General features: G+C 77.2%; 8 protein-coding genes. 2 read left to right on the forward strand and 6 right to left on the reverse strand.

Annotated elements, in window-relative coordinates; all coding sequences use genetic code 11:
* Window positions 1-3: 3 nt before the first annotated feature.
* Complete coding sequence (locus ACWGL3_RS15270; protein WP_267945855.1) at window positions 4-1,002, forward strand: hypothetical protein; 999 nt, start codon at window positions 4-6, stop codon at window positions 1,000-1,002.
* 302 nt (window positions 1,003-1,304) lie between these two features.
* On the opposite strand, the gene ACWGL3_RS15275 is transcribed toward ACWGL3_RS15270, so the two are convergent.
* Window positions 1,305-2,774: an RsmB/NOP family class I SAM-dependent RNA methyltransferase gene (locus tag ACWGL3_RS15275; protein WP_267945856.1), complete on the reverse strand. Its 1,470-nt coding sequence runs from the start codon at window positions 2,772-2,774 to the stop codon at window positions 1,305-1,307.
* A gap of 75 nt (window positions 2,775-2,849) precedes the next feature.
* A complete protein-coding gene (fmt, locus tag ACWGL3_RS15280; RefSeq protein WP_267945857.1) occupies window positions 2,850-3,785 on the reverse strand; it encodes a methionyl-tRNA formyltransferase in 936 nt (311 codons plus the stop codon).
* A gap of 109 nt (window positions 3,786-3,894) precedes the next feature.
* Here fmt and ACWGL3_RS15285 point away from each other — a divergent pair, with 109 nt between their 5' ends.
* A complete protein-coding gene (locus ACWGL3_RS15285; protein ID WP_452461435.1) occupies window positions 3,895-6,087 on the forward strand; it encodes a primosomal protein N' in 2,193 nt (730 codons plus the stop codon).
* A 36-nt stretch (window positions 6,088-6,123) separates the two neighbouring features.
* Here ACWGL3_RS15285 and ACWGL3_RS15290 read toward each other — a convergent pair whose 3' ends face one another.
* The 4 genes from ACWGL3_RS15290 to ACWGL3_RS15305 all read right to left on the reverse strand — a co-directional run bounded on the left by ACWGL3_RS15290 (window position 6,124) and on the right by ACWGL3_RS15305 (window position 11,066).
* A complete protein-coding gene (locus ACWGL3_RS15290; RefSeq protein WP_344176325.1) occupies window positions 6,124-6,666 on the reverse strand; it encodes a DinB family protein in 543 nt (180 codons plus the stop codon).
* A complete protein-coding gene (locus ACWGL3_RS15295) occupies window positions 6,657-7,364 on the reverse strand; it encodes an SAM-dependent methyltransferase (RefSeq protein WP_267945860.1) in 708 nt (235 codons plus the stop codon). Before ACWGL3_RS15295 ends, ACWGL3_RS15290 begins: the two co-directional genes overlap by 10 nt.
* A 304-nt stretch (window positions 7,365-7,668) precedes the next feature.
* A complete protein-coding gene (locus ACWGL3_RS15300) occupies window positions 7,669-10,260 on the reverse strand; it encodes an FtsX-like permease family protein (RefSeq protein WP_452461436.1) in 2,592 nt (863 codons plus the stop codon).
* Complete coding sequence (locus ACWGL3_RS15305) at window positions 10,257-11,066, reverse strand: ABC transporter ATP-binding protein (RefSeq protein ID WP_267945862.1); 810 nt, start codon at window positions 11,064-11,066, stop codon at window positions 10,257-10,259. The genes ACWGL3_RS15300 and ACWGL3_RS15305 overlap by 4 nt, the downstream gene beginning before the upstream one ends.
* Between the last annotated feature and the right edge of the window lie 187 nt (window positions 11,067-11,253).

The following is an 11,253-nucleotide window of genomic DNA, read 5'->3' on the forward strand; positions in this document are numbered from 1 at the left end:
GCCGTGGGCGCCTTCCTGTCGGAGCTGGGCACCAGGCTCGCCGAGCGGTGGGTGACCGCGCTCGCCCTGCCCGGAGCCCTGTACCTGGCGGTCGCCACCGCCGCCTACGCGCTCGGCTGGGACCGGGCCTGGGACGTGGGCCACCTGGTCTCGGAGATCACGCGCCTGGCCGAGGACCCGCGGGTGGACACCTTCGGCGGGCAGGCCCTGGTGTTCGCCGCGATCCTGGCCGGGAGCTCCGCCGCGGGGCTGCTCGCCCGGGGGACCGGGCGCATCGTCGAGCGCCTGTGGACGGCCGCCGACTGGCACCGGTGGCCGCCCCCGCTGCGGGGCTGGACCGGTCGGTGGGTGGAGTCGCGCCGACGCAGGTGGGACGTCCTGCGCGGCGAGGTGGAGCGGGTCCGTGCGGCCGGGGACGGCTCGGGCGGCGGGCAGGGCGCGGAGGCCGCCTTCGCCGCCGCCTACGACCGCATGGCGCGGCTCTCCCCCGAGAGGCCCGAGCGCCCCACCTGGGCCGGGGACCGTATCGGGGCGGCGCGGACGCGCCTGGACCGCGACCACGACGCCGACCTCGCCGTGCTGTGGCCGCACCTGTGGCTGGTCCTGCCCGAGGAGGCCCGGACGGAGGTCGCCGAGGCGCGGGACGCGCTGTCGCGCTCCACGGGCCTGGCCGCGTGGGCGCTGCTGTACCTGCCGATGGCCGCGTGGTGGTATCCCGCCGCGCTCGCCTCCGCGGTGCTGGCCGCGATCGCGTGGGTGCGGACCCGGGCCGCGGCGGAGGCCTACGCCGCACTGGTCGAGGCCTCCGTCCGGCTGTACGCGACCGACCTGGCCGACCGGGCGGGGGTCGGGCACGGAGGGCGTTTCGACCGGGACCTGGGCGAACGGCTCACCCTGCGGCTCAGGGCCAGCATGCCCCCGCCGCCGCCCGTCCCCGCACCGGCGGCTCCCGCCGGTCCCTCCGGCTCCTCGGCCGCGGCGCCGGAGGGACCGGCGCGCTGACCCGCGCGGCGTCGTGGCCACTGAACCGTCCGGGGGTGTCGTATTTCGCGACACCCGGTCTTCACGATTCCTCTTCCCACCCTTGAGGTGCGAGAACAGCCCGTGCGCTCTCGTCCTCGAACAAAACACCGGTGGCCCCCGCCCGAGGTCCCTCCGGGCCCCGTTCCCCGTGGCCGCGTACTCCCCGGCACGGCGCTGTCCTGCTGCCCGGAGGCGGCCGCCCGCGCCCGTCGGCGGGCCGGGACGGCCCTCGTGGGGCACGGGCAGACCGGGCGCCCGGCGGCGCGCGGCGCCGGCCGGGGTCAGTCCCGGGCCGCCTTGCGGAACAGGGCCAGGAACATCGCGTCCGTGCCGTGGACGTGCGGCCAGAACTGGACGTAGTTCCCGTCCGGGCCCGCGGCCAGGTCCGGCACCTCGTCCAGGTAGTCGGCCGCGCGCAGCAGCGCCAGGTCGTCCCGCTCCGCGAGGATCCGCCGGACGATGCCGTCGGTCTCGTCCAGGTGCGGGGAGCACGTCACGTACGCCACCACGCCGCCGGGGCGCACGGCGTCCGCTGCGCGGGCCAGGAGGCCGTGCTGGAGGGGCGCCAGGTCGGCCGCGGAGGTCTCGGTGCGGCGCCAGCGCGACTCCGGGCGGCGCCTCAGCGCGCCCAGGCCCGTGCACGGCGCGTCCACCAGCACCCGGTCGAACACGCCCGGGCGCCAGGCGGGCCTGGTGCCGTCGGCCGCGATCACGCGCCCGGCGTCGCGGGGGGCCCGGCGCACCGCCGTGGCGACCAGCCCCGCACGGGCCGGCTGGACCTCGGACGCCAGGAGGCGGGCCCCGCGCTGCCCGGCGAGGGAGGCCAGCAGGCCGGCCTTGCCGCCGGGGCCCGCGCACATGTCCAGCCACAGGGCGTCGTCGCCGTGCGCGTCGACCCGGCTCAGGGCGAGGGCGACCAGCTGGCTGGCCTCGTCCTGCACGGCGGCCCGGTTCTGGCGGACCTCGCGGATCCCCGCCGGGTCCCCCTGGGGCAGGTAGGCGGCGAAGGGCGAGTAGCGCCCCTCCTCCGCGCCCGCGGCCACCAGGTCCTCGACGGTCGAGCGGCCGGGCTTGGCCACGAGCGTCACCCGGGGCCGCTCGTTGTGGGCGGCCAGCAGGCGCTCGGTGCGGACCAGGCCGGTGGAGGAGTGCTCCCCCAGTGCGCGGGCGAGCTCCTTGACCACCCAGCGCGGGTGGCTCCGTACGACCGCCAGGTACCCGCTGGGGTCGCGGTCCCGGTCGGGGGCGACCACGGCGGTCCACGCGTCCAGGTCGCGGGCCGACACCTTGCGCAGGACGGCGTTGACGAAACGGCCCCGGTGGTGGCCCACCACACGGCGGGCCAGGTCCACGGTGGCGCTGACGGCGGCATGCGGCGGGATCTTCGTGGACAGCAGCTGGTGGGCCCCCAGACGCAGGACCGGCAGCGCGTCGGCGTCCACGGAGGCGAGCGTGCGGTCCACGCACGCCTCCAGGATCGCGTCGTAGGTGCCCTGGAGCCGCAGCGTGCCGTAGGTCAGCTCCGTGGCCAGGGCCGCGTCGCGCCCGCTGATGCCGCGCTCGGTGAGCAGCGCGGGCAGGAGGAGGTTGGCGTAGGCGTCGCGCTGCTCGACGGCGCACAGCACGTCGTAGGCGACCCGGCGGGCGGGGTCACGGGGCGCGGGCGGCCCCGACGCCCCCTGTCCACCGCCCTGTACGGGCTTCGAGCCCCTGCGGGGCCGGCGGTACGGGGATCGGGACTGCTCGCTCAACTGTGCTGCCTCAACAAACCGGGGACGGGGCCTGGCGGACGTCCGTTCGGTCCGCCAGGTCGAGACTACGGCAGCTCACGCGCCCAGGCGGTCATCTTCGGTGGGACGCACGCCACGCGCCCAGTCCACGGCGGCCATGGACCGCTTGCCCTGCGGCTGCACCTCGCCGAGGGCGACGGGGTGGGTGCTGGTGCCGACCAGGACGTGCTTCTTGCCGGCGTGGATCCGACCGGGGGCGAGGTCGGGGGTGTCCGCGTCGGTCACGGGGGTGACGGGGCCGAGCTTGAGGCGGGTCCCGCGGAAGGTCGTCCAGGCGCCGGGGGCGGGGGTGCAGGCGCGGGCCACCCTGTCGACGCGCAGCGCCGGGAGCGTGAAGTCGAGTTCGGCGTCCGAGGGGGTGAGCTTGGCGGCGTAGGACAGCCCGTCGGCGGGCTGCTCGACCGGTTCGAGCTGCCCGGACGCGATGCCGTCGACGGTGCGCTTCAGGAGTTCGGCCCCGGAGACGGACAGCCGTCCGAGGAGCTCCCCGCTGGTGTCGGTGGGGCGCACGGCCTCGGTCAGGGTCCCGTAGACGGGCCCGGCGTCGAGCTCCTTGACGATCCGGAAGGTGGACGCCCCGGTGATGTCGTCGCCGTGCAGCACCGCGTGCTGGACGGGGGCGGCGCCGCGCCAGGCGGGCAGCAGGGAGAAGTGCAGGTTGACCCAGCCGTGGCGGGGGATGTCCAGGGCCGGCTGCGGCAGCAGCGCGCCGTAGGCGACCACGGGGCAGCAGTCGGGGGCGATCTCCTCCAGGCGAGCGAGGAACTCGGGGTCACCGGCCCTGGCGGGTTTGAGGACCTCGATGCCCTCGGCCTCGGCCACCTCGCCCACCGGGCTCGCGGAGATCCGGCGGCCCCGGCCGGAGCGGGCGTCGGGCCGGGTGACCACGGCCGCCACCTCGTGCTCGGAGCCGATCAGCGCCCGGAGCGAGGGCACTGCCACCTCCGGTGTTCCGGCAAAGACGAGCTTCATGTTCGGATCCCCCTCCGCTGCGCGTACGGGACACTGTTCTACCAGTCACGGAGGGGGCTCCCGCCGCAGAGGAGCGGCGGTGTCGGACCGTTCTGGTAGACCAGTGGTGATGACAGCGCAGTCCGATCCACCCGGCGACGCCCTCTTCGACGTGTCGGAGCTGGTGGACCCCAGAGCCGCGGCCAGGGCCAGGGCCGAGGAGGCGTCCCGTCCGGCGCCGAGGAAACCCGCCGGGCGGCTGTCCGTCGCGCGCGTCATCGTGGACACCCCCCTGCCCCACCTGGACCGGCTCTTCGACTACCGGGTCCCCGCCGACCTGGACGAGGCCGCCGTCCCAGGCTGCAGGGTGAAGGTCGCCTTCCGCCACCGGCTGCTCGGCGGGTTCATCGCGGAGCGGGTGGAGCGCTCGGAGTTCGACGGCCGGCTCGCCTACCTGTCCGAGGTGGTCTCCCCGGAGCCGGTCCTCACGCCGGAGATCCTGGAACTGGCCCGGGCCGTGGCCGGACGGTACGCGGGCAACCTGCACGACGTGGTCAGGCTGGCCGTCCCGCCGCGCCGGGCGCGGGTCGAGCGCGAGGCCGTCCCTGACGCGGACGCCCCGGCGGGGGACGCGGAGGACGCGGAGGCAGGCCCCGCGGAACCGACCGCGGAACCCTCCGCCGAGCCCCCGGGCGGGACCGGGGCAGCCGAGCCCGGGGGCGCGGAACCCTCGGCCGAGGCCCCGGGGGCCGACTGCGGCCCCTGGGCGGACTACCCCGAGGGGCCCGCCTTCGTCGCGGCCCTGCGCGAGGGGCGCGCGGCGCGCGCGGTGTGGAACGCCCTCCCCGGGAACGACTGGCCGGACGCGATCGCGGTGGCCGCCGGGGCCGCCCTCGCTGCGGGGCGCGGGACGGTGGTGGTGCTCCCCAACAGCCGCGACGTCGAGGCGGTGGACGCCGCGATGGTGCGGCGCCTGGGCGGGGGGCGGCACGTCGCCCTGCCCGCCGACCTCGGACCGACCCCGCGCTACCGGCGCTGGCTGTCGGTCCTGCGCGGAGGGGTCCGGGTGGTCGTGGGGACCCGCACCGCGATCTTCGCCCCCGTCCGCGACCTCGGTCTGGTCGTGCTCTGGGACGACGGCGACGACGTCCACGCCGACCCGCACACCCCCTATCCGCACGCCCGCACCGTGCTGGCCATGCGGGCGCACCAGACGGGGTCGGGGGCGCTGTTCGGCGGGCACACCCGCACCACGGACGCCCAGCTCCTGGTCGAGTCCGGCTGGGCGCACCCGCTGGTCGCGGACCGCGCGACGCTGCGCCGCCGGGCCCCGCTCGTCAAGCCCGCGGGGGACGACCGCGAACTCGCCCGGGACGAGGCCGCCCGCACCGCCCGCATGCCGAGCCTGGCCCTCAAGTCGGCGCGGGACGCGGCCAGGACCGGGCCGGTGCTGTTCCAGGTTCCGCGCCGTGGCTACCTCAACACCCTGGCCTGCGCGGGCTGCCGCGAACCCGCGCGCTGCGACGGCTGCCGCGGGCCGCTCGCGATCCGCGAGGCGGACGCCCTGCCCTCCTGCGGCTGGTGCGGACGGGTGGCCGGGCAGTGGACGTGCCCCGACTGCGGGGCCTCCCGGATGCGCGCGGTGGTGGTGGGGGCCCGCCGCACCGCCGAGGAGCTGGGCCGGGCCTTTCCCTCCCTCACCGTGCGCACGTCCGGGCGCGACGAGGTGCTGCCGGAGGTCCCGGACAAGCCGTCCCTGGTGGTGGCCACCCCCGGGGCCGAACCGGTGGTCAGGGGCGGCGGGTACGCGGCGGCGGTGCTCCTGGACGGCTGGGCCCTGCTGAACAGGGCCGACCTGCGCGCTTCGGAGGAGACGCTGCGCCGCTGGTTCAACGCCGCAGCGCTGGTGCGGCCGGGCGGCACCGTGGTGGTGTCCGCGGAGGCGTCGCTGCCGGTGGTGCAGGCCCTGGTGCGCTGGGACCCGGGCGGTTTCGCCGCACGGGAACTGGCCGAGCGCAGGGAGCTGGGGTTCCCCCCCGCCGTGACGATGGCGTCGATCACCGGCGCCGTGGACGACGTGCGCGAACTGCTCGCCCAGGTGGAGCTGCCCGAGGGCGCCGAGGTGCTCGGGCCCGTGCCGGTGGCCTCGGAGCGCGGCCCCGTCGCCGAGGGCGCGCCGCCCACGGAGCGCGCGCTGCTCCGGGTGCCCCGCGAGGGGGTGGGCGCGCTGGCCCGCTCGCTGAAGGCCGCGGCGTCGGCGCGCAGCGCCCGCGGGGACGAGCACCTCGCCCAGGTACGGGTGGACCCGCTGCAGGTGCTCTGACCCGTCGACGGGCAGCCGGGAGGCGCCCGCCCCGGCTCAGCCCCGGGCGGGCCCGGCGCGGTAGAGGTCGCGCAGCAGCGCGATCTCCGCCCCGTGGTGGATGATCTCCCGGTTGACGTGCAGCACGAGGGCGACCATCGGGAAGTCCTCCCACTGCCGCGCCTCGGTGCCGCCCACCTGCGCGGCGAGGCCGTCCTCGTCGAGGCCCTGGATGTTCTCGGACCAGGTCTCGTAGGCGTGGCGCAGACGCTGCTTGGCCTCGGCCGCGTCGCCGGGCCAGTTGACGCTCTCCCGGGTGTAGGTGCGGTCGCCGAAGTGCCAGTTGACGCGGGTCTCCAGGACGTCCACAACGAGGTGTCCGAGCCGCCAGGCGATGGTGGTCACGGGCGGGGGCTCGGGCTCGGGGACCGCGGAGTCCGGCCGGTACCGCCCGTCCTCCCCCTCCCGCACGGTCCAGGCCCCGGGCGCCGGGAGCCAGTGGTACTCGGCGTCGGTCAGCCCCTCCAGCCGCGGCCACAGCGAGTACTCCCAGTAGAACTGGAGCTGTGCCAGGACCTCGCCCGTCCAGTTCACCGCCATCGGCGGTCCCCCCTTCCGCTCCCCGGCGCGCGGCCGAGCCCCGCCAGGGTCCCGGTCCCCCTGTCGGAGACGTCCTCGTCCGGATAGGGCCACCATCGCAGGTCGGCCACCCCGGGTTCAACAGGGCGGAAGGGGCCGAAGGCGCGTTCGACCACGGCCCGGGGAGCGGGGGACGCGAGGGCGAGGTAGCCGCCGCCGCGCATGAGGGCGTGGAGGCCCGCGACGCCGCCGGGCGGGTCGTCGGCGGTGAAGGGGCGGGTCATCAGGACGGCGACGGGCTCGTCGAAGTCGACGAGCCCGGAGGCGCCCAGGCGGCGCAGGAGTCCGTCGGGTCCGGAGCCGTCCCCGGAGAGCACGGCCGCACCCGCGGTGGGGAGCATGCCGGCCGCCCCGTGCGGGACCAGGTGGACGACGGTGGCCCCGGGGTCGCCGGCGTGCACGCGCTCGGCCGTGCCGGGCACCGGGCACCCCCAGTCGACGAACTGGCGGACGCCGGCGTCGACGCGCAGGTAGTCGATGACCCTGCCGAGGAAGGCCTGGTGCAGGCGGGTGGCCTCGCCCTGGCGGGAGGCGGGGGGTTCGGCCCCGCGCGGGTCGAGGCTGACCACGCGCGACCGCCGTCCGGGGACCTGCGCGGGTGGCCGCTGCCTGGACACGGCCGCGAGCGGGCCTGCCTCGGGTCCTCGGACGTCCGTCACGGTCACGCTCCCCCAGCCGGTTCGCTCGTGGGAGGCAGGACGCGCCGAGGAGCGGACCGGTCGGGCCCGTCGGCGTCGCGCCATGCCGTCAGGGCCCGATGCTACAGGTTGGGAAAGTGATCCCCGGCACACCCTGGAGTGAAATATGCCCTGTTGTACTGTTTGTTGCCTCGTGCGACGCAAGGTTCCGGAACATCCGTGCCGGAAGCCCTGACGGGCGCCGCCGGAGGCCCCGGACGCCAGGGACGCGACGGCTCTTCCGGCGCCGCCGCGCCCCCTTCTCCGCCCGTCCGCCCGCCTCGGCTCAACGGCGCGTCGGGGAGGTGGTCAGCCTCCTGGCGGGCACCGCCACGCACAGCCAGGCCACGGCCGACACGCCCAGGACCGCCACGGGCACCGGCCAGAGCGGACCTGCGGGGAAGGGCCTCCCGAGCAGGCCCACGCCCACGCAGAGGAGCGGGAACAGCACGGCCAGGAGCCCGGCGGCGTTGGCGCCGAGGGCGATCATCGCGGCCTCCCTGCGCAGCACCGACCGGGTCTGCCCCGGCGTCGTCCCGATCGCCCGCAGGGCGTCCACCTCGCCCTGCCGCTGCAGGGTCTGGGCGGCGAGCCGGTTGGCGACCGACAGCACCATGTAGCCGACCAGCGCCAGCAGGACGACCAGGTTGAGGACGGCGCCGGCGTCCGGCCCCCGCGCGCCCTCCTCCGCGGCTCCCGCCTCCGCGACCTCCGCCCCGGGGTAGCCCTCGGCCGCCGCCTCCAGTACACGGCGCGCCTCGTCCTCCTGCCCCGGAGCCGCCAGGACCAGGAGCCGCGCGTCGACGTCGCCGGTGACGTGGCCCCGCGCCAGGTCCGACGGAAGGGTGACCGACCCGTATCCCAAGTCCCTGCGGTACACGGCGACGACCTCCGCGTCGACCCGCGCGCCGTCGCCGGTCCGGAACGCGAACGTCTCCCCCAGACCGGTGCCGAAGTGGCGCGCCGCCGAGGCGCTCACCGCGACCGTCCTCCCGGACAGCCTCCCCAGGTCCCCCTCGACCACGTCCAGGTCCAGGACCCGCTGCGCCCCCGGGCCGACGACCTGGGCGGCCGCCTCCATGTGCGTCGTCCCGGGCTCCTCCCCCGGCAGGGCGAAGCCGCCGGCGCCCACCACCGCGGTCGGAGTGACCGCGACGGCCTCCTCCACCGCGGGCGACCGGCGGACCTCCTCCGCGAGGCCTGCGGGAACCCCGCCCAGGCCGGGTGCGGTCACCACCAGGTCGGCCTTCTCCCCGGCCGCGCGCTGGGCGCCGCCCGCGGCCGAGAGCGAGGTCTGCGCGTAGGTCTGCCCCAGGGTGAAGGCCACCGTCATGGCCAGGGCGCTCGCCGCGCCGGCCACCCGGACGGAGTGCCCGTGCAGGTTCTGCACGGCGAGCCAGGTCAGCGGGGAGACCCGGGCGGGCAGCAGACGGACGGCGATCCCGCTCACCCGGCGGACCAGGGCCGGTCCCGCCAGGGCCAGGCCGACCGCCGCCACCAGTGACGCCACGGCCGCGCCGGCCACCGCCTCCGTGGCGTCCAGGACCAGCGCGGGCACCGACGCGGCCACCGAGAGCACCAGCAGGGCGGTCCCCGCCCAGGTGCGCGCGCGGCCCGGGGCACGCGGTTCGGCGACGGACTCGGCGAGGGCGTCGACGGGGGCGGCCCCCGCGGTGCGGCGGACCGCTCCCGCACAGGCCGCCCACACCGCGAGGAGGGTCAGGACCGCGGCGGCCGGACCGGGCACGGGCCCGAGGACGGCGGGCAGGCCCGTGGGCGTCATCCCCAGTGCGGCGAGGCCCCGGAGCGCACCGTCCCCCAGCAGGTAGCCCGCGGCGATCCCGAAGGGCAGGGCCAGGGCGGTGGCGATCAGGTTGGGGAAGGCGACGAGGCGGCGGATCTGGCGCGGGGTGGCGCCGACCGCCCGAAGGAGGGCGAGGTCCCGGCGCTGGGCCGCGACGGACACCGAGAGGGCGCCGGCGACCGTGAAACCGACGACGATCAGGACGGTGCCGCTGAGCGAGGCGGCGATCGCGACCAGCTCCGACCGTGCGGCCGACGCCCCCGGCGACTCCGCGTCGCCGCGCCGGTCGCCGCCGAGGGCGACGAGGCCGTGTTCGCCGAACACGGCGCTCGCCTCCACCGCGGAACGGAGTTCGGCGTCGGTGACGCCCTCCGCGGCGTGCAGGCCGACCAGGTCGACGGTGCCCTCGCGGGGGCCTTCTGAGCGTCCGGCCAGGTCCGCCGCGGTGAAGTCGTCCACGAGGATCAAGGGCGCCGGGGTGTCCAGGACGCCGGTCAGCCGATACGCGGCCGTCCGGCCTCCTGCCACGAGGCGGACCTCCCCGCCGACCTCCGCGCCCGACGCCCCCGCCGAGGCGCGGTCCAGGACCACCTCGCCGGGGGCGCTCGGCGGCTCGCCGGTCAGGACGCCCCCTCCCGCCAGGGAGGCCGAGGACCACCCGTGCCCGGCGGTGCGCGGATCGGCGCCCGCCACGGGCCCGTCCTCACCCAGGACCGCGGCCTGGAAACCCACGTCGCCGACGGCCAGGCCGACCTCGGGCAGCTCGGCCAGCGCGTCCACCACGGTCCCGGGGACGGGCGCCCGTTCGGGAAGGGCGATGTCGAGGTCCTCGGGCACCTCCACGCTCTGGGGGGCCGTGACCACGACGTCGGCGCCCGCGAGCCGGCCGGCCGGGAGGACGGAGCGGACACCGGTGTCGGCGACGACCCCGCCGACCGTGATGAGCGCGGACCCGCCGAGGGCCGCGACGGCGACCGCGGCCAGGGACGCGGCGCGGCCCCGGGCCAGCTTCAGCGCCAGGGACCCGTGGCCCCCGCGGCCGGGGGCGGGACGTACGTCGGGCGTCCCGGTCATCGGTCCGCCCCCAGGGAGGCGAGGCGTCCGGCGAGGTCCGCGGCGGCGGGCGCGTGGAGGAGGTCCACGACGCGCCCCGAGGCCATCACGGCGGTGTCGTGGGCCCGGGCCGCGGCGGCGGGGTCGTGGGTGACCATGACGACGGTCTGGCCGAGGTCGTCCACGATCCCCCTGAGCAGGGACAGCGTCCGGTCGGCGGTGGCGCCGTCGAGGGCGCCGGTGGGCTCGTCCGCGAAGACGATGTCGGGCCGGGCGGCGAGCGCGCGCACGATGGCGACCCGCTGCTGCTGGCCGCCGGACAGCTCCGAGGGCCGGTGTCCCAGCCGGTCCGCCACACCCACCCTGCGGACGAGCTCGTCGATCCACGCGGCGTCCGGCCGCACCCCGGCCAGGCGCAGCGGAAGGGTGATGTTGTCCTCCGCCGTGAGGGTGGGGACCAGGTTGTAGGACTGGAAGACGAACCCCACGTGGTCGCGGCGGAAGACGGTGAGGTCCGGTTCCCGGAGCCCGCTGATGTCCCTCCCGCCGATCTCGACCGTGCCGGAGGTGACGCGGTCCAGGCCGGAGGCGCAGTTGAGCAAGGTGCTCTTGCCGGAGCCGGAGGGCCCCATGACGGCGAGGAAGGTCCCCCGGGGGACCCTGAGGGTGACCCCGTCCAGGGCGGACACGCGGCCGTCGCCGTCGGTGTAGGAGCGGTGGACCGCCGTGAGGGCGACCGCGGCCCCGGCGGGGCCGCCCACGGCGCCCGGTGCGGGGGTCCGGCCGCCCGGAGCTGTGCGCGTGGGGGTGCGGAAAGGGGCGGGCATGGCGAGTCCTCGCAGGTCGGCGTCGGTGAGGACGTGGCTCGGGAGGGGCCGTCCACGTCCCTGACGACACTACGGAGCCCGGTACAGGCGCACCATGCTGCGCGCTGGCCGACGGGAGCTACAGCCAGCACCACCATCGCGGCGCCGGGCCCGCCTGCGGGGCCCGCGGTGCCGGGCACGGTCGCGC

It is taken from the genome of Nocardiopsis sp. NPDC055824, from assembly GCF_053616335.1.